Origin of the sequence: Pseudomonas anguilliseptica (genome assembly GCF_021375795.1) — a bacterium.
Classification (GTDB): domain Bacteria; phylum Pseudomonadota; class Gammaproteobacteria; order Pseudomonadales; family Pseudomonadaceae; genus Aquipseudomonas; species Aquipseudomonas anguilliseptica_A.
The window spans coordinates 577,413-595,304 of sequence record NZ_JAEIOI010000001.1 but is presented as its reverse complement, the minus strand read 5'-3'; the positions used below and the strand labels follow the sequence as shown (position 1 = coordinate 595,304).

Annotated in this window: 15 protein-coding genes, 2 tRNA genes and 1 pseudogene; 3 read left to right on the top strand and 15 right to left on the bottom strand. The window is 60.4% G+C overall.

The genetic code is table 11. The annotated features are described in order from the left end of the window. Window positions 1-81: 81 nt before the first annotated feature. Window positions 82-1,974: a diguanylate cyclase domain-containing protein gene (locus tag IOD17_RS02690; protein WP_233683564.1), complete on the top strand. Its 1,893-nt coding sequence runs from the start codon at window positions 82-84 to the stop codon at window positions 1,972-1,974. 1 nt (window position 1,975) lies between these two features. Here IOD17_RS02690 and alr read toward each other — a convergent pair whose 3' ends face one another. The 8 genes from alr to rnr form a co-directional block, all read right to left on the bottom strand. Beyond that, window positions 1,976-3,055 carry an alanine racemase gene (gene alr, locus IOD17_RS02685; RefSeq protein ID WP_233683563.1) on the bottom strand — a complete coding sequence of 360 codons (1,080 nt, stop codon included), beginning with the start codon at window positions 3,053-3,055 and terminating at the stop codon, window positions 1,976-1,978. 101 nt (window positions 3,056-3,156) lie between these two features. Beyond that, window positions 3,157-4,551, bottom strand: coding sequence for a replicative DNA helicase (gene dnaB, locus IOD17_RS02680; protein ID WP_233683562.1), 1,395 nt, complete (start codon window positions 4,549-4,551; stop codon window positions 3,157-3,159). A 119-nt stretch (window positions 4,552-4,670) separates the two neighbouring features. Next, window positions 4,671-5,117 carry a 50S ribosomal protein L9 gene (gene rplI / locus IOD17_RS02675; protein WP_090376762.1) on the bottom strand — a complete coding sequence of 149 codons (447 nt, stop codon included), beginning with the start codon at window positions 5,115-5,117 and terminating at the stop codon, window positions 4,671-4,673. Window positions 5,118-5,138: 21 nt separating this feature from the next. Beyond that, window positions 5,139-6,032, bottom strand: coding sequence for a hypothetical protein (locus IOD17_RS02670; protein ID WP_233683561.1), 894 nt, complete (start codon window positions 6,030-6,032; stop codon window positions 5,139-5,141). A gap of 36 nt (window positions 6,033-6,068) precedes the next feature. Next, window positions 6,069-6,299 carry a 30S ribosomal protein S18 gene (gene rpsR / locus IOD17_RS02665; protein ID WP_003246847.1) on the bottom strand — a complete coding sequence of 77 codons (231 nt, stop codon included), beginning with the start codon at window positions 6,297-6,299 and terminating at the stop codon, window positions 6,069-6,071. Window positions 6,300-6,327: 28 nt separating this feature from the next. Further along, window positions 6,328-6,750: a 30S ribosomal protein S6 gene (rpsF, locus tag IOD17_RS02660; protein ID WP_108485748.1), complete on the bottom strand. Its 423-nt coding sequence runs from the start codon at window positions 6,748-6,750 to the stop codon at window positions 6,328-6,330. Between the two features lie 252 nt (window positions 6,751-7,002). Next, entirely contained in the window at window positions 7,003-7,755 is a 753-nt protein-coding gene (gene rlmB, locus IOD17_RS02655; protein ID WP_233683560.1) for a 23S rRNA (guanosine(2251)-2'-O)-methyltransferase RlmB, read from the bottom strand. Then, window positions 7,752-10,301 (bottom strand): ribonuclease R, encoded by a 2,550-nt coding sequence (gene rnr, locus IOD17_RS02650; protein WP_233683559.1) that lies wholly within the window; start codon window positions 10,299-10,301, stop codon window positions 7,752-7,754. Before rnr ends, rlmB begins: the two co-directional genes overlap by 4 nt. A 202-nt stretch (window positions 10,302-10,503) precedes the next feature. Between rnr and IOD17_RS02645 the strand changes: the two genes are divergently transcribed. Then, a tRNA-Leu gene (locus IOD17_RS02645) sits at window positions 10,504-10,590 on the top strand. Window positions 10,591-10,674: 84 nt separating this feature from the next. Next, window positions 10,675-10,761 (top strand) — tRNA-Leu (locus IOD17_RS02640). A gap of 100 nt (window positions 10,762-10,861) precedes the next feature. Here IOD17_RS02640 and IOD17_RS19435 read toward each other — a convergent pair. The 7 genes and pseudogenes from IOD17_RS19435 to hflK form a co-directional block, all read right to left on the bottom strand. After that, window positions 10,862-11,746 carry a methyl-accepting chemotaxis protein gene (locus tag IOD17_RS19435; RefSeq protein WP_418904251.1) on the bottom strand — a complete coding sequence of 295 codons (885 nt, stop codon included), beginning with the start codon at window positions 11,744-11,746 and terminating at the stop codon, window positions 10,862-10,864. Then, window positions 11,720-11,980 (bottom strand): annotated as a pseudogene (locus tag IOD17_RS19430) (HAMP domain-containing protein); the annotation flags it as partial. The pseudogene IOD17_RS19430 and the gene IOD17_RS19435, both read right to left, overlap by 27 nt. 965 nt (window positions 11,981-12,945) lie before the next feature. Further along, entirely contained in the window at window positions 12,946-14,241 is a 1,296-nt protein-coding gene (locus IOD17_RS02630) for an adenylosuccinate synthase (protein ID WP_233683557.1), read from the bottom strand. A gap of 64 nt (window positions 14,242-14,305) precedes the next feature. Continuing rightward, window positions 14,306-15,493: an ATP phosphoribosyltransferase regulatory subunit gene (locus IOD17_RS02625; protein ID WP_233683556.1), complete on the bottom strand. Its 1,188-nt coding sequence runs from the start codon at window positions 15,491-15,493 to the stop codon at window positions 14,306-14,308. Window positions 15,494-15,530: 37 nt separating this feature from the next. Further along, complete coding sequence (locus tag IOD17_RS02620; RefSeq protein ID WP_233683555.1) at window positions 15,531-15,716, bottom strand: DUF2065 domain-containing protein; 186 nt, start codon at window positions 15,714-15,716, stop codon at window positions 15,531-15,533. 100 nt (window positions 15,717-15,816) lie between these two features. After that, a complete protein-coding gene (gene hflC / locus IOD17_RS02615) occupies window positions 15,817-16,686 on the bottom strand; it encodes a protease modulator HflC (RefSeq protein ID WP_233683554.1) in 870 nt (289 codons plus the stop codon). Continuing rightward, on the bottom strand, window positions 16,686-17,846 hold the full coding sequence (hflK, locus tag IOD17_RS02610) for an FtsH protease activity modulator HflK (RefSeq protein WP_233683553.1): 1,161 nt from the start codon (window positions 17,844-17,846) through the stop codon (window positions 16,686-16,688). The genes hflC and hflK overlap by 1 nt, the downstream gene beginning before the upstream one ends. Between the last annotated feature and the right edge of the window lie 46 nt (window positions 17,847-17,892).

Sequence of the window (17,892 nt, the reverse complement as noted above, 5' to 3'; positions counted from 1 at the left end):
GACTAGCAGCGATCTCCTGTGATCACCCGCACATAAGCGCCTATACTCGCGGCAAACGCCACTCGACACAGGAAGTCCGCAGTGCAGCGCCTACTCCTTGTTCTGCTCCTGGCCAGCAGCGCCCTAAACGCCGCACCGATCACTCTGAGCGCCCCGAGCAGCGGCAGCGTGCTCAATGATCGGATCGAACTCCTGGAAGATGTCGGTGGCCAGCTGAGCATCGCCGATATGGCCGACCCTGCGGTGCAAAGCCGCTTTCAGCCGGCCGCCGGACGCACCAGCGTCGGCCAGAGTCGCAACCCCTGGTGGATCAAGCTCAACCTGCAGCGCGGCAGCGATGCGCCCAGCCAGTGGTGGCTGGAGGTTGGCGCAGTCACCCTGCTCGACCTGCAACTGTATCTGCCCGGTGCCGATGGCCAATGGCAACAACGCCAGGCCGGCGAGCGCGTCGGTTTTGCCGAAGGCCGCGACCACGACTACCGCCGCGCCGTGTTCCGCCTGCCAGACCTTGGGCAACAGCCGCTGACCATTTATTTGCGTACCTATGACCCCGCCGGTAACTCCTTCCCGCTGCGTGCCTGGCAACTGCACGACCTTGAGCAACTGGCCAAACGCGAACATCTGCTGCTCGGTCTGATCTACGGAGTGATTCTCGCCCTGCTGCTGTACAACCTGTTTATCCTGCTGGCCCTGCGCGACCGCGCCTACCTCTGGTATGTACTGACCATGGGTGCATCGCTGGTGTTTATCGCCAGCATGAGCGGCCATGGCTTCCAGTACCTCTGGCCCAACGGACCGGTGCCCACCTGGCTGGACCGCATCACCCTGCCGATCCTGGTCAGCCTGGGTATTCTGCGCTTCGCTCAGGAACTCCTGTCCACTCGCACCCACCTACGCCTGGCGCATCACATTCTCAATGGCTGCATCGCGGTCTATCTGCTGGCCCTGGGGGTCAACCTGGCCGGCTATCGCAGTGAAACGGGCCTGCTGATCGGTCTGATTCCGATAGTGACTGTACCCACCCTGCTGATCAGCTCAGCGATTCGCTGGAAGCAGGGTTTTATTCCAGCGCTGTTCTACCTACTGGGCTACGGCAGCGTACTGCTCAGCTTTGTGGTGCTGGTATTGCGCGCCGCCGGCGTGGTGCAGCCGGGCGAATCCACCGCCTACCTGTTCCCGTTGGCCGTGGCCGCCGAGGCGATTCTGTTTTCCTTCGCCCTGGCTTATCGCATCCAGATTCTCAAGCAGGAAAAAGCCGACGCCGTGCTTCAGGCAGACCGCGAGAAAACCGCACGCCTAGCCCAGGCCCAGGCCAATACCGCTGAACTGCAGCACGCGGTTGACCTGCGCACCGCCGAACTGGCGGCGGCCAATGAGCGCCTGCGGCAACGCGAACGTGAATTGCAGCACGCCGCGTTTCACGACCCGCTGACCGAGTTGCCGAACCGACGTTACCTGATTGAACGCTGTGAAACCGCACTGGCCAATGCGCGCCGCCACAATGAAGCGATTGCCCTGCTGCTGATCGACCTCGACCATTTCAAGCCGATCAACGACAAGCACGGCCACGATGCCGGCGACCTGATGCTGCAGTGCATCGCCCAGCGCCTGCGCGAGCATGTACGCGCAGGCGATACCGTGGCCCGTCTGGGGGGCGACGAGTTCGCGACCTTGGTATGCGGCGCAGACGCCGAAACGCACGCGCGGGAAATCGCCGAACGATTACTGGCAGAGCTGGCCAAACCCGTGCTCTATGGCGCCGAACGCCTGACGGTGACCATCAGCATCGGCGTGGCGCTCTACCCGCAGCACGCCGGTAACTTTGCCGCGTTATACAAAGCCGCTGACGAGATGCTTTATCGGGTCAAAACCCGTGGCCGTTCAGGCTCGGCAGTGTGCGGCGAAGATGGCGAGCTCAGCGACAGCACACGCCTGCACCTGGATGTGCTCAGCGTACCCAGCGGCCTGCTCTGATTCAGCCGCGCCGGTAACGGCGTGGCACCCGCGCAGTGACCTTGCTGAGCAACTCGTAACCGATGGTGCCCGCTGCTTGCGCCACCTCGTCCACCGGCAACTGCGCCCCCCACAGCTCCACTGCGTCGCCTTCAACCGCTTGCGGCAAATCGGTGAGATCGACTGTCAGCATGTCCATCGACACCCGCCCCACCACCGGTACCCGTTGCCCCAGAATCACCACGGGTGTTCCCGCCGGCGCATGACGCGGATAACCGTCGGCATAACCACAGCTCACGGTGCCGATGCGTGACACACGCTCGGCGCGCCAGGTGTCGCCATAGCCCACCGTTTCACCAACGGCAATCTCGCGACAGGCAATCAGCTGCGCAGTCAGGCTCATCGCTGCACGCAGGCCCAGCTGCACCGCACTCAGGTCAGTAAAGGGCGTAGCGCCATAGAGCATGATGCCGGGGCGCAACCAATCCATATGCGCAGCCGGGATGGTCAGAATCGCCGCCGAGTTGGCCAGCGAGCGCTGCGCGAAGTCCAGATCCAGCAGATCGAGAAACTGCTCCAGCTGCCATTCGGTGGTCTCGCTGCCGCGCTCATCGGCGCAGGCAAAGTGACTGAGCAGATTCAACTCGGCCACCTGCGCAGCGCCCTGCAAACGCCCATGCCAGTCACGCGCAGCAGCGGCGCTGAAGCCCAGGCGATGCATGCCGCTGTCCAGTTTCAGCCACAGGTTCAGCGGCCGCGCCAGATTGGCCGCGAGCAGTTGCTGCGCCTGCTGCTCACTGTGCAGCACCACATCCAGGCCCAACTGCGCGGCGAACGCGTACTCATCTGCCTCGAAGCAGCCTTCAAGCAACAGAATCCGCGCCGCGCCATGCAACGCGCGCACCTCGGCGGCCTCCTCCAGACTGGCCACGGCAAAGCCGTCGGCGACATCGTGCAAAGCCGTCACCACCTCGCGTACACCATGCCCATAGGCATTCGCCTTGACCACCGCAAACGCCTGCCGTCCCGGCGCACAGCGTTTGGCCTGCGCGTAGTTGTGGGCAATTGCGGATAAATCGACAGTGGCAACAAGCGGGCGCATGGGGGCAGGGTCCTTAAAGCCAAACGGGCGGCCAGTTTAACCACTGGCCGCCCGTTTTTATTGATCTGGCGCGGCAACAAGGCCTGTTTCCCGCGAGTCAGTTACTCGTCGTCGAACTGATAACTGCCCGGCGCCAGGTTCTCAAAGCGTGAATACTTGCCAAGGAAGGCCAGCCGCGCTGTACCCAGCGGACCGTTACGCTGCTTGCCGATGATGATTTCGGCGACACCCTTGTACTCGGTCTCGGGGTGATAGACCTCGTCACGGTAGACGAACAGGATGATGTCGGCGTCCTGCTCGATCGCACCCGATTCACGCAAGTCAGAGTTGATCGGGCGTTTGTTCGGGCGCTGTTCCAGGCCACGGTTAAGCTGCGACAGAGCGATCACCGGGCAGTTGAACTCCTTGGCCAGGGCCTTGAGCGAGCGCGAGATTTCCGAAATCTCATTGACCCGGCTATCGCCGCTGGAACCGGGAATCTGCATCAGTTGCAGGTAGTCGACCATGATCAGGCCGATCTCACCATGCTCACGTGCCAGACGCCGGGTGCGCGCACGCATTTCCGACGGCGAGATGCCAGCGGTATCGTCGATAAACAGCTTACGGTCGTTGAGCAGGTTGACCGCACTGGTCAGCCGCGGCCAATCATCATCATCCAGGCGACCGGCGCGCACCTTGGTCTGATCGATACGCCCCAGGGACGCCAGCATACGAATCACGATGGATTCCGAGGGCATTTCCAGAGAGTACACCAGGATCGACTTGTCGCTGCGCATCAGCGCGTTTTCCACCAGGTTCATGGCGAAAGTGGTCTTACCCATGGAGGGACGACCGGCGACGATGATCATGTCGGCTGGCTGCAAGCCGCTGGTCAGGTTGTCCAGATCGGTAAAACCGGTAGACAAGCCGGTAATCGCATCGCCATTGTTGAACAGCTCGTCGATGCGGTCGATGGCCTTGACCAGGATGTCGTTGATCCCCACCGGGCCACCGGTCTTCGGCCGCGCTTCGGCGATCTGGAAGATCAGCCGTTCAGCTTCATCGAGGATTTCCTCGCCAGTACGCCCTTCCGGGGCATAGGCGCTGTCGGCAATCTCGTTGCTGATGCCAATCAATTTGCGCAGGGTGGCCCGCTCGCGAATGATCTGCGCATAGGCCTTGATGTTGGCCACCGAGGGGGTGTTCTTGGCCAGCTCACCGAGATAGGCCAAGCCGCCGACCTGGGACAGCTGCCCCTCCTTGTCCAGTTGCTCGGACAGAGTCACCACGTCAAAGGGGTGATTGCGCTCGGCCAGCTTGTGCACGGCGCGAAAGATCAGCCGGTGGTCATGTCGATAGAAGTCGCCATCGGAGACCTGATCCAGCACGCGCTCCCAGGCATTGTTGTCGAGCATCAGACCACCGAGTACGGCTTGCTCGGCCTCGATCGAGTGCGGCGGCACCTTCAGGGCGGAGGTTTGCAGGTCGTACTGTTCGGGCAGGCTGGTGTCGTTCATAGGGCTCTGGGCAAAATTCTGTGTTCACAAAACAAAAGGCACGACATCACTTGCGTAATGTCGTGCCTGATTGTTAGCGGCCCGGCACCTGAGTGCAAGCCCACTTAGTCGCGAGCTGATTAGGCTGCTACGACGACAACCTTGACGGTTGCTTCAACGTCGCTGTGCAGGTGCACGGCTACGTCGTATTCGCCGAGTTGACGAATGGTGCCGTTCGGCAGACGCACTTCAGCTTTGGCCACTTCAACGCCAGAGGCGGTCAGGGCTTCAGCGATGTCGTGAGTACCGATGGAGCCGAACAGTTTGCCTTCATCGCCCGCGGTAGCGGTGATGGTGACTTCCAGTTCAGCCAACTGAGCAGCGCGGGATTCAGCGTAAGCTTTCTTCTCGGCAGCCAGTTTTTCCAGCTCAGCGCGACGCGCTTCAAACGCAGCAACGTTTGCAGGAGTAGCAGCAGTGGCTTTGCCTTGCGGCAGCAGGAAGTTACGACCGTAACCGGCCTTAACATTCACTTTATCGCCCAGGTTGCCCAGGTTGGCGATTTTTTCCAGCAGGATCAGTTCCATTTGGTAATAACCTCTTAACTTTTAACCTTCACCGTTCGCGGGGCCCGAGCCGTGCTTGCGCTCAAAGCGACCACGAAAATCAAACAGACTGTCGACAATGGCCAAAACCACCAGTAACGGATAAGTCAGCTGCATAAACAGCAACAGCGTGATGTACAACCCAACCAGCCAGAACTTCGCCAACCGCCCTTGCGCCACCAGCCCATGCAACAGGGCGATGCCTGCAAACGCCAGCGGCACACTGCACAGCGGTGTCAGCATGGCCATTTGCGGCCCCAGATTGGGCCCCAACAGCATACCGACCAGCAACAGCATCGCCAGCGGAGGCGGGAGGCGCAGCGCGCGAAACTCGCGGCCAAAACCACCCGGGTTATACAACTGCGCCTGCCAGAAGCGCCCAAGGATCAGGCTCAACAGGCTGACTGTCTGCAACAACGCCGCGATCAATCCGGTCAGTACCGGTGCAATCAGGCTATCCAGACGCGCTCGCTCATCCACCGACATCTGTTGGTGAACCCCATCGAGCATTTGCGGCATCAGCTTTTGCAGCTCAAGCGCCATTGCATCAATGGGTTCGCGGAACACCGCACCCAAGATCAGCCCATACACCAGGCCCAATGCCACACTGCACAGCAGCACACGATTCCAGGACAAGTTGGCGCGTAACAACAACGCCAATCCCAGCGCACCGAGCAACACCAACAGGGTGCGCGGCTCACCGAAACACCACCAGCCAATGGCAGGCAGCAGGGCCCAGGCGAGGATGCCAGCGGCATCACTCCAACCGCGCCGCAGAAGCACCAGGCTTCCAGCGGCAGCACTCAACCAGAACAGCAGCGGCAATGCCGCAGAAACCACCACTACGAGAGTGGCCTGCATACGGCCGCGCATAATGAATTCAGCTAAGGCGCGCATGCAATTTATCCCTTACTTCTTGTCGAACATCCGGTCTCAGCGGCCGTGGCTGTCGGTGTAAGGCAGCAGGGCCAGGAAGCGGGCGCGCTTGATAGCGGTAGCCAGCTGACGCTGATAACGAGCCTTGGTACCGGTGATACGGCTTGGAACGATTTTGCCGGTTTCCGAGATGTAGGCTTTCAGAGTGTTGAGATCTTTGAAATCGATCTCTTTCACGTCTTCAGCAGTGAAACGGCAGAACTTACGACGACGGAAGAAACGTGCCATGAGAGTGGCTCCTCAATAGATCCGTGGATTACTCGTCAGCGTTATCGCTGTCGCTGTTGTCGCTGTCATCGCCATCGGCAGAGTCAGCGCTTTCAGAACGATCACGACGCTCGCGGCGCTCGCTACGATTTTCCTCAGCTTTCAGCATTTCGGACTGTTCGGTAACGGCTTCGTCGCGACGGATGACCAGGTTACGGATCACGGCATCGTTGTAACGGAAGTTGTCTTCCAGCTCAGCCAGGGCTTTGCCGGTGCACTCTACGTTCAGCATGACGTAGTGAGCTTTGTGGACGTTGTTGATGGCGTAAGCCAGCTGACGACGGCCCCAATCTTCCAGGCGGTGAATTTTGCCGCCGTCTTCTTCGATCAGCTTGGTGTAACGCTCAACCATGCCGCCGACTTGCTCGCTCTGGTCCGGGTGAACCAGAAAGATGATTTCGTAATGACGCATAAATGCTCCTTACGGGTTGTAGCCTGCCGCCAAACGCGGTCAGGCAAGGAGTGAAGTTCACTTGTTTGTCTTGCCACAACAAAAAGGCACAAAAGCACCTGCCGTCGCGGCAAGGGGCGACATTCTAGAGAAGCCCCCTGCCACACGCAAGGCAAACTGGTGATTATTTGAACAGTACGCAAGCAACCCCTGAACAGGGGAAGGTCGCGCTGCACATCAGAATCACGGGCGTCGCGAGACGCCCGACAGGCACTAGGCTTTGCTGCCAGCCTTGCGCTGACGCAGTGCTTCAAACAGACAGACACCGGTCGCCACCGAGACATTTAGGCTGCTGACGCTGCCGGCCATGGGTAGCTTGACCAGATAATCACAGTGCTCACGAGTCAGCCGCCGCATGCCTTTGCCTTCAGCACCCATAACCAGCACGGTCGGCCCGGTCAGGTCATGTTCGTAGAGTTCCTGCTCGGCCTCGCCGGCCGTACCGACGACCCACAGACCGCGCTGCTGCAACTTCTCCAAGCTGCGCGCCAGGTTGGTCACGGCCACCAACGGAATCACTTCCGCCGCACCGCAGGCCACCTTGCGCACCGTGGCGTTCAAGGTGGCGGATTTGTCCTTGGGCACGATCACAGCCAGCGCACCGGCAGCATCGGCCGTGCGCAGGCAAGCCCCAAGGTTATGCGGATCGGTCACACCGTCGAGTACCAGCAACAGCGGTGCCCCTTCAGTGCGATCCAGCAGTTCGTCCAGCATGGCCTCGCCCCACACCTGACTGGGGCTGACATCCGCCACCACACCTTGGTGCACGCCTTCGACCCAAGCATCCATCTCGCGACGTTCGCATTGACCGACAGCCACCCGCGCATCCGCTGCCAACGCCAGCAGCGTTTGCACTCGCGGATCATTACGCCCTTCTGCCAGCCAGATCTGCTTGACCCGCTTCGGATGGTGACGCAGCAGCGCTTCTACAGCATGCACGCCGTAGATTTTTTCCAGCTGACTCATGACTTCGCCTTACGCTTGCGCGGCCCGCCGCTGCTCGGCGCACCACCAGCAGTGCCCTTGCGATGGCTACTCGGCTTACCCTTGGCGGCCGGGCGAGCGCTGTCGCCCTTGCCAGCAGCACCCTTGGCCGGTTTGCCTTTCGACTCGTTGAGTAGAGACTTCTTCAATGCCCGGCTCTTTTCCACATCGGCATTACCCGGCGTTGCGCGCTCGCTGCGACGCCCGGCCCGACCTGCCGCCGACTCGAAACCACCACGGCGCTGACCCGCCCCCGCCGGCATAGCCATTTTGCCTTCGGCCAGTTCGAAGTCGATCTTGCGCTCGTCGAGATCGACACGCATAACCTTGACTTCAACACTGTCGCCCAGACGGAAACTGCGACCACTGCGCTCGCCCGCCAGACGATGATGCACCGGATCAAAATGGTAGTAGTCACCCGGCAAGGCAGTGACGTGCACCAACCCTTCGACATAGATGTCTTGCAACTCGACAAACAGACCAAACCCCGTCACCGCGGTAATCACACCCGGGAAGGTCTCACCCACGCGATCCTTCATGAACTCGCACTTGAGCCAGTTCACCACATCACGGGTTGCCTCATCGGCGCGACGCTCGGACATCGAGCATTGCTCGCCCAACTGCTCGAGGATCGCATCGTCATACGGATAGATGCGCGCCCGCGGCATGATCGCCGCACCAGCACGCTTGACGTGCGGGGTATCGAGTTTGGAACGAATCACGCTGCGAATCGCCCGATGAATCAGCAGATCCGGGTAGCGACGAATTGGCGAAGTGAAGTGCGCATAGGCGTCGTAATTCAAGCCAAAGTGGCCCTGATTATCAGCGCTGTATACCGCCTGACTGAGCGAGCGCAGCATCACGGTCTGGATCAGGTGGTAATCCGGACGCTCACGAATGCTTTCCAGCAGCAGCTGATAGTCCTTCGGCGTCGGGCCGTCCTTGGACTTACCACGATGCAGCGACAAGCCCAACTCGGTGAGGAATGCCTTGAGTTTTTCCACGCGCTCCGGCGGCGGGCCATCGTGCACGCGATACAGCGCCGGAATTTCATGCTTCTGCATAAACGCAGCAGTGGCAACGTTGGCCGCCAGCATGCACTCCTCGATCAGCTTGTGCGCATCGTTGCGCTGGGTCGGGCGGATCTCGGCGATCTTGCGTCCAGCACCGAAGATGATGCGGGTTTCCTGAGTCTCGAAGTCGATGGCCCCACGCTCATGACGCGCAGCCAGCAATACCTGATACAGCGAATACAGCTGCTTGAGGTGCGGCAGCACCTCCTTATATTCGCTACGCAGGGCCTTGCCTTCGCTGCTTTTCGGCTGTTCAAGCATGGCGCTGACCTTGTTGTAGGTCAGCCGAGCGTGGGAATGGATCACCGCTTCATAGAACTGGTAATCGGTCATCTTGCCGGTTTTCGAGATGCTGATCTCGCACACCATGGCCAGACGGTCGACATGCGGGTTCAGCGAGCACAGGCCATTGGACAGCTCTTCCGGCAGCATCGGGATCACCCGCTCCGGAAAGTACACCGAGTTGCCGCGCACCTGGGCCTCGGCGTCCAGCGCCGAATCAATCTTCACGTAGTGCGATACGTCGGCGATGGCGACGTAGAGCTTCCAGCCACCAGAGAACAGCCGCCAGTTGCTGCCATTCTTCTCGCAATACACCGCATCATCGAAGTCGCGGGCGTCTTCACCGTCGATGGTGACGAACGGCAAGTGGCGCAGATCAATGCGCTTTTCCTTGTCCTTCTCCTCCACTTCCGGCTTGAGCTTGCGCGCTTCTTTGATCACGGCTTCAGGCCAGACATGCGGAATGTCATAACTACGCAGGGCAACATCGATCTCCATGCCCGGCGCCATGTAGTTACCAACGACTTCGACCACATCACCCTGCGGCTGGAAACGTGGGGTCGGCCAATGGGTGATTTTCACCTCAACGAACTGACCCTGTTTGGCACCGGCATTACGGCCGGGCGTGACCAGCACTTCCTGCTGAATCTTGGGGTTGTCGGCGACCACGAAACCTACGCCATGCTCTTCGTAGTAACGCCCGACGATGCTTTCATGGGCACGGGCGATCACTTCAACTATCGCACCTTCGCGGCGCCCACGCCGGTCCAGACCAGAAACCCGCGCCAGTGCACGGTCGCCATCGAATACCAAGCGCATTTGCGCCGGGCTGAGGAACAGGTCATCGCTGCCGTCGTCCGGCACCAGAAAGCCGAAGCCATCACGGTGACCACTGACGCGACCGAGAATCAGGTCAAGTTTGTCCACCGGGGCATAGGTGCCACGCCGGGTATAGATCAACTGGCCGTCACGCTCCATGGCGCGTAGACGGCGACGCAGCGCTTCGAGCTGCTCATCACTGACCAGGCCGAACTCTGCGGCCAACTCTTCACGCGCCGCAGGTGAGCCGCGCTCGTCCAGGTGCTGGAGGATCAGTTCACGACTTGGAATGGGGTTTTCGTACTTTTCCGCTTCACGAGCGGCCTCAGGATCGAGGGATTGCCAATCGGCCATTAGAGAGTGTTCGCCTGTTCTATATAGAGTCGGTTTGCCATGTGCCTATTGAAGCGCGAAAAAGCCCTCTGGGTCAGCATTGCGCGACAATAATTTTTCGCCATCAGGGCTTTACAAGGTAAAAGGGCGACCGTATAGTTCGCGCCCACAGCGTCGAGCAGACGTTGTAACACGGAAAAGATGAGCAATCATCGATTTCAGTGCCCAGGTGGCGGAATTGGTAGACGCGCTGGTTTCAGGTATCAGTGACCGCAAGGTCGTGGAAGTTCGAGTCTTCTCCTGGGCACCAAATTTCGTGAAGTGATCTGATAAATCACTTCGCAAATAAACGGATGCAACGCTCCGTACCGGTAACGGTGAACATTGCTGCAGTGCCCAGGTGGCGGAATTGGTAGACGCGCTGGTTTCAGGTATCAGTGATCGCAAGGTCGTGGAAGTTCGAGTCTTCTCCTGGGCACCAAATTTCAAAAAAACCGAGCCAAGTGCTCGGTTTTTTATTGCCTGCGATTTGATCAGGCACCTGCTGGCGGAGAACAATCTGCTCCGCCAGCCACCGACCGCTAAACGCGGAACTGACCCAGGCTGGCTTTAAGCTTCTTCGCCAAACCATCCAGCACACGCCCACTGTTAGCCGTTGCAGCCACAGCCTCGGCTGCACGTTGCGCCTCGACGTGAATAACCTCTACCCGACCACGCACCGCATCAGCACCCTCAGCCTGATGAGCCGCCGCCTCGGTCGCCGCGCTGATTGCGCCATGCACCTCCTCGACCGCTGCCCGCACCGACTGCTGCACCCGCGCACTCTCGCGCAACGCGGCCAAGCCCTGATCAGCCTGCTTACCAGCCTGACTGATTGCATCGACCGCCTCACGCGCACCTTGCTGCAGGGCGCCGATATGGGTCTGGATATCACCGGTGGACTGCTGCGTCTTGCTCGCCAGCGCCCGCACCTCATCGGCCACCACGGCAAAGCCGCGCCCACTTTCGCCCGCTCGCGCCGCTTCGATGGCGGCATTCAACGCCAGCAAGTTGGTCTGCTCAGCAATCGAGCGGATTACCGTCAGCACCACCTCGATCTGCTCACTCTGCTTGGCCAGCCGCTCAATCACCGCCGCACCGGTTTCCACACGCTGCACCAGCTCTTCGATCGAGCCCCCCACGCGCAGGGCAATCGCCGCATTTTCATCCGCCGCCTGGCGAATCGCACCCACCCGCTGCTGAGCCTCGCGCATAGCCTGACTTTCCGCCTGAGCTTCACCCGCCATTTCCGCCAGCGCCTGCAGGCTACCGGCCACTTCATCGCGCTGGCGCTCGGCGGCTGCTTGTGCCGCCGCACTGCGCGAAGTCAAGCTGCCGATCTCCTGCCCAGTGAGCGAAGCCACTTCGCCAGCCTCGCGCACAATCGGCTGTAACTTGGCCACGAAACGATTAACCGCAGCCGCCATGTCACCAATCTCGTCGCGACTGTTGAGCTCGACGCGCTTGGTCAGATCACCCTCCCCCGCCGCCCAATCGTTCAGCACCGCAATCAAAGTATGCAGCTTGCTGACCACCCGCTGCCCCAGCACCAGCGCCAGCACCAGCAGAATCAGCAGCGCCACCACCACCAAGCCGACACTGATATTCCAACGCAGTCCGGCAGCAGCCTTCTGCACCACTTCGCGACTGCTTTGCGCCATGCCACTGGCGGTATCCCGCGCCACACCAAGGCGCGCAGCCAGAGCCTCGGCACTGCTACTCGCAGCCCCACTCAGGCTCTCGGACACCAGTTGACCGCTGCTGTCGATCAGCCCGGCAAAGCGCTTATCCAGCGCAGCCAGCTCCTCATCCACAGCAGCAGTCGAAATCCCCAATCTGACCTTACCGATATCCGACCCCATCGGGCTGATCGATGCCTCAGCGATGTACACCCCCGGATCATTGGCCGCTGCCTGCAGCACCTTATCCAATGCACCTTCGCCCTCGCCCTTGGCCATCAGTGCACGCACTCGCGCATCCTGACGATTGAGGTGGCGCGTCAAACGCTGCCCCTGAGCATCGAAGTACACAGCGAATAACACCGCCGGATTGCGTTGCGCACCCCGCGCCAGTTCAGTCAACGCCGGCACATCGGCATCCCAGATGGCCTTCGGCGCAACAGCTGCCAACAGCTGGGCCAACTCATCAGCCGAATGCTTGAGGTTGCTATCGAGTACCGCACGTATCTGACCCTGCTCTTGCGCCAAACGCTCGGAAAGTCCCTTGGCGAGCTGCGCCTGGGTACTGGCAGACAGGCTGTCCAGCCCAACGCGCACCTCAGCCCCCGCCTGACTCAACTCATCCACCAGGCGCGCCGTATCACTCTGCATACCTTTGGCCAGATCGGCCTCGAGCGTCGCCACCGTGGTGCGAGTCAGCGCCACCGCGACCACCACCTGAACCAGAAGGGCCACCCCCAATGCCAGAAACACCGGCAACAACAGGCGACTGCGCAACACAGAAATAATGGCAAACACGGCAGACACTCCTAACAGCGGTAATGCCTTTAACGGCGGGGGAACGATTTATAAAGGCTAGCCCGGATATTTCTCTCAACGCCTTTACCGAGGCCTGAAACGACAAAGGGCCGCCAATTGGCGACCCCCTGTGCACATGCCTGTGACTATCAGGCAAACGGATGGCGCAACACAATGGTCTCGTTGCGATCCGGGCCAGTGGAGATAATGTCGATCGGCGCACCGACCAGCTCTTCCACACGCTTGATGTAGGCGCGAGCAGCAGCCGGCAGCTCGTCCAGGGTCTTGGCACCCAGGGTCGACTCACTCCAGCCAGGCATTTCCTCGTAAACCGGCTGCAAGCCCAGGTAGCTGTCGGCGTCGGTCGGCGCATCGACCAGCACCTGGCCGTTGGCATCCTTGTAGCCCGTACAGATACGGATGGTTTCCAGGCCGTCGAGCACGTCCAGCTTGGTCAGGCACAGGCCGGAGATGCTGTTGATCTCGATGGCGCGACGCAGGATCACCGCATCGAACCAGCCGCAGCGACGCGCGCGACCGGTAGTGGAACCAAACTCATGGCCACGCTTGGCGAGGAATGCACCGGTCTCATCGAACAGCTCAGTCGGGAACGGGCCGGAACCCACACGCGTGGTGTACGCCTTGGTGATACCAAGGATGTAATCCAGGTACATCGGACCGAAACCGGAACCGGTAGCGATACCGCCCGCCGTGGTATTGGAGCTGGTGACGTAGGGGTAGGTGCCATGGTCGATGTCCAGCAGCGAGCCCTGGGCGCCTTCAAACATGATGTCCTTACCGTCACGACGCATGTCGTGCAGCACGGCAGTCACGTCGCTCATCATCGGTTTGAGCAGCTCGGCATACTCCATGCACTCATCCAGAGTTTTCTGGAAGTCGATGGCCGGCTCTTTGTAGTAATTGACCAACACGAAGTTGTGGTAGTCCAGCAGCTCACCGAGCTTGGCGGCAAAACGCTCGCGATGGAACAGGTCGCCAATACGCAGGCCGCGACGCGCCACCTTGTCTTCATAAGCCGGGCCGATACCACGCCCGGTGGTGCCGATCTTGGCATCGCCGCGGGCTTTCTCACGTGCCTGATCCAGGGCCACGTGGTACGACAGAATCAGCGGGCAGGATGGGCTGATGCGCAGGCGCTCACGCACCGGCACACCTTTTTCTTCCAGCTTGATGATTTCGCGCATCAGGGCATCGGGTGCAACCACCACGCCGTTGCCGATCAGGCACTGCACGTTTTCGCGCAGGATGCCGGAGGGAATCAGGTGCAGAACGGTCTTCTCGCCGTCGATCACCAGAGTGTGGCCCGCGTTGTGACCACCCTGGTAACGCACAACAGCTGCAGCCTGTTCGGTCAGCAGGTCGACGATCTTGCCTTTGCCCTCATCGCCCCACTGGGTGCCCAGGACTACGACATTCTTACCCATAACACTAACCCTCTTCGCAAACTTGATGCCGGCTCGCACCGACGGAAACTTTTTGCTCAACCGCTCAGGCTGTCAGTGCAGCCAACTGCCAGCGGCCATCACGCAACAGCAACTGGCGATCACAACCTGCTGCCTCGGCGTCAGCGACGGATTGCCCAGGCAACGCCTGCACCACCCGCTGCCCCTCAAGGCGCAAACGCGCAATCGCCTGCCACAGGAACACATCATGGTTATCCGGAGCCCAGATACCGGCAGGCTCTTCACCCAACTGCATCTGCCCCAGGCTTACCAGGGTTTTCAGGTCAGTGGAGAAACCAGTGGCCGGACGCGCCCGGCCGAAATCGGCACCGATGTCGTCATAGCGGCCGCCCTGAGCAATGGCATACCCCACTCCCGGCACAAAGGCCGCGAACACCACACCGGTGTGATAGTGATAGCCGCGCAACTCACCAAGATCGAAGTACAGCGGTAATTCCGGGTAGCGCAAGCTCAGCGCATCGGCAATCGCCATCAGATCATCCAGCGCCGCATGCACATCATCCGGCGCATCGATCAGGCACGCCTGAGCCAGATCCAGCACCTCTCGGCCGCCGCACAATTCGCTGAGCGCGCGCAGCATCTTACGCAGGTCATCCGGCAACGCTCCGGTCAGCTCATCCACCTCGTCGATGGCTTTGCGCTGCAAAGCGTCGAACAGCTGCTGCTCAACCTCACGCGACAATTGCGCTGCGCGCGCCAAACCGCGATAGATGCCGACATGACCAAGGTCCATGTGCACATCCGGCACCGCTGCCAGCTCAAGGGTATTGACCAACAGACTGATCACTTCCACATCACTGGCCGGGCTGGCATCGCCATACAACTCAGCACCCAGCTGAATCGGGCTGCGCGAAGTGGTCAGCGCACGCGGTTGGGCATGCACCACACTGCCGGCATAGCACAGACGGCTTGGCCCTTCACGGCGCAGGGTATGCGCATCGATGCGCGCCACTTGCGGCGTGATGTCGGCGCGAAAGCCCATCTGCCGGCCGGACAGCGGGTCTGTCACCTTGAAGGTGCGCAGATCCAGGTCCTGGCCCGCGCCAGTCAACAGCGATTCCAGGTACTCAATATGCGGGGTGACCACAAATTCATAGCCCCAGCGCTGGAACAGGTCCAGCACCTGGCGGCGCGCCACTTCAATACGCCCTGCGTACGGTGGCAGTACTTCTTCGATGCCATCTGGCAGCAGCCAGCGGTCTACCGTTGCCATTTCGCCATTCCCCTCTTGAACCGGGCGGCACAAGCCTTCAGTGAAGCCAATAAAGGACGGTTGTTCCCAGCAGCATGCTGGCCAACCCCATCAGACGCAGCTGCCGATCAGACAGCTGAGCCAGTTGTAAAAGCGCGCCACGCCAATGACGCGGACACAGGAAGGGCAGGATGCCTTCCAGCACCAGCACGAGACACAACGCGATGCCCAGTTCCTGCCACATGCTTCCCACAGACGCAAAAAAGCCGGGATTTTCCCGGCTGCCGCATCATACCACGTTTTCTACAAGGATCACCCCGGCGGCTGCCCGCCGGGGTGATGACTTAAGGCTTGGATTTCTCCAAATAACGGAAGAAGTCACTCTTCGGATCCAGCACCAGCACGTCACGCTTGTCCGCGAAACTCTCGCGATAAGCCCGCAGGCTGCGATAGAACGAATAGAACTCCTGATCCATGCCGTAGGCCTTGGAATAGATCGCCGCAGCCTGGGCATCCCCCTCACCGCGCAACTCTTCCGCCTGACGGTAGGCATCGGCCAGCAGCACACGACGCTGACGGTCGGCGTCGGCGCGAATACCTTCAGCCAACTCCTTACCTTTGGCGCGGTGCTCACGAGCCTCACGCTCACGCTCGGAACTCATGCGATCAAACACGCTGCGGTTGACTTCCTTCGGCAGGTCAATCGCCTTGACGCGCACATCGACCACTTCGATGCCCAGCTCACGCTGCGCAGCACGGTTCAGGGAGGCCGTCACATCCGCCATCAGCGCATCACGCTCACCCGATACCGACTCATGCAGGGTGCGCTTACCGAACTGGTCACGCAGCGACGCTTCGAGACGACGCGCCAGACGCTCATCGGCAATCTGCTTCATACCGGACGTTGCGGTGTAGTAACGCTCGGCATCCAGCACCCGCCATTTGGCGAAGGCATCAACCATCAACGCTTTCTTTTCCAGAGTGAGGAAACGCGAGCTGGTGGAGTCCAGCGTCAACAGGCGAGCGTCAAACTTACGCACCTGATTGACGTAAGGAATCTTCACATGCAAGCCCGGCTGTACGTCCGGCTGGACGATACGACCAAACTGCAACAGCACCGCACGCTCAGTCTGCGCGACGATGTAGAAACTGTTCCAGGCGACCAGCGCCAGCACCACGCCAACAATAAGGGCGACCAGCGATTTATTGCTCATCAACGGCTCTCCCTTGTACGCAGCTCAACCTGACGCGGATCGATGGTTACGCGCGCACTGCCGGTATCAGCGGCACCGGCCGCACCGGAAATCGTGCCTGGCGCCGACGAGGCACGCCCGTCGATCATCTTGTCCAGCGGCAGGTAAAGCAGGTTGTTCTGCCCTTTGTCGCCAGTTACCAGCACCTTGCTGGTGTTGGTCATCAGCTCCTGCATAGTGTCGAGATACAGACGTTCACGCGTCACTTCCGGCGCCTTGCGGTACTCGGCAACCAGCGCAGTGAAACGATCCGCCTCACCCTGGGCACGGGAAACCACCTCATCACGATAACCATTGGCATCTTCGATCAGGCGCTGCGCTTGACCGCGCGCTTCCGGCACTACGCCGTTGGCATAGGTTTCCGCCTGGTTCTTCTCGCGCTGCTCGTCTTCACGAGCACGAATCACGTCATCAAAGGCTTCCTGCACTTCACGCGGCGCCGCAGCGCTCTGCAGGTTGACCTGGGTCACCGCGATACCGGTGCGATAGTTGTCGAGGAAACGCTGCAAGCGATCCTTGACTTCACTGGCCATCAACTCACGACCTTCGGTCAGCACCTGGTCCATCTCGGTGGAGCCCACCACGTGGCGCACGGCGCTGTCGGTGGCGTGCTGCAGACTGATTTCCGGCTGATCAACGTTGAGGACGAAGTCCTGCAAACTGCTGATCTTGTACTGCACCGTCAGCGGCACTTCGATGATGTTCTCGTCTTCGGTCAACATCTGCCCCTGCTTGCTGTAAGCACGCTCGCGGGTGACGTTTTCCTGAAACTTGCGATCAATCGGCGGAAAGTAGATGTTCAGACCCGGACCGACCGTCTCGTAGTACTTGCCGAAGCGCAGCACCACGGCCTGCTCCTGCTCGTCGACGACATAGATAGCACTGTACAGCCAGACCGCAGCCAGCAACCCTAGACCCACGAACAGCAGGCCGAAACCGCCACCGTTGCCTGAGCCAGTCTCGCTGCCTCGTTTTTTGCCGCCACCGAACAGCCCATTCAGGCTCTCCTGCAGCTTGCGGAAGGCTTCATCGATATCAGGCGGCCCCTTGCGATCACCGTTCTTACGGCCGCCCCATGGGTCCTGATTATTCGAGTTGCCACCCGGCTCATTCCAAGCCATAGCGCTCTCCATCTGATAAAGCAAAGACGCGCCCACGGCGCGCCCG

Bases quoted from the DNA above. Each gene is read 5' to 3' on its own strand.
- hflC (WP_233683554.1), bottom strand. From the start codon at position 16,686: ATGAGCAATAAATCGCTGGTCGCCCTTATTGTTGGCGTGGTGCTGGCG.
- rpsR (WP_003246847.1), bottom strand. From the start codon at position 6,299: ATGGCACGTTTCTTCCGTCGTCGTAAGTTCTGCCGTTTCACTGCTGAA.
- IOD17_RS02625 (WP_233683556.1), bottom strand. From the start codon at position 15,493: ATGGCAACGGTAGACCGCTGGCTGCTGCCAGATGGCATCGAAGAAGTA.
- rpsF (WP_108485748.1), bottom strand. From the start codon at position 6,750: ATGCGTCATTACGAAATCATCTTTCTGGTTCACCCGGACCAGAGCGAG.
- rplI (WP_090376762.1), bottom strand. From the start codon at position 5,117: ATGGAACTGATCCTGCTGGAAAAAATCGCCAACCTGGGCAACCTGGGC.
- dnaB (WP_233683562.1), bottom strand. From the start codon at position 4,551: ATGAACGACACCAGCCTGCCCGAACAGTACGACCTGCAAACCTCCGCC.
- IOD17_RS02620 (WP_233683555.1), bottom strand. From the start codon at position 15,716: ATGTGGCAGGAACTGGGCATCGCGTTGTGTCTCGTGCTGGTGCTGGAA.
- hflK (WP_233683553.1), bottom strand. From the start codon at position 17,846: ATGGCTTGGAATGAGCCGGGTGGCAACTCGAATAATCAGGACCCATGG.
- rlmB (WP_233683560.1), bottom strand. From the start codon at position 7,755: ATGAGTCAGCTGGAAAAAATCTACGGCGTGCATGCTGTAGAAGCGCTG.
- IOD17_RS02630 (WP_233683557.1), bottom strand. From the start codon at position 14,241: ATGGGTAAGAATGTCGTAGTCCTGGGCACCCAGTGGGGCGATGAGGGC.
- IOD17_RS02670 (WP_233683561.1), bottom strand. From the start codon at position 6,032: ATGCGCGCCTTAGCTGAATTCATTATGCGCGGCCGTATGCAGGCCACT.
- IOD17_RS19435 (WP_418904251.1), bottom strand. From the start codon at position 11,746: ATGGCGGCTGCGGTTAATCGTTTCGTGGCCAAGTTACAGCCGATTGTG.
- rnr (WP_233683559.1), bottom strand. From the start codon at position 10,301: ATGGCCGATTGGCAATCCCTCGATCCTGAGGCCGCTCGTGAAGCGGAA.
- alr (WP_233683563.1), bottom strand. From the start codon at position 3,055: ATGCGCCCGCTTGTTGCCACTGTCGATTTATCCGCAATTGCCCACAAC.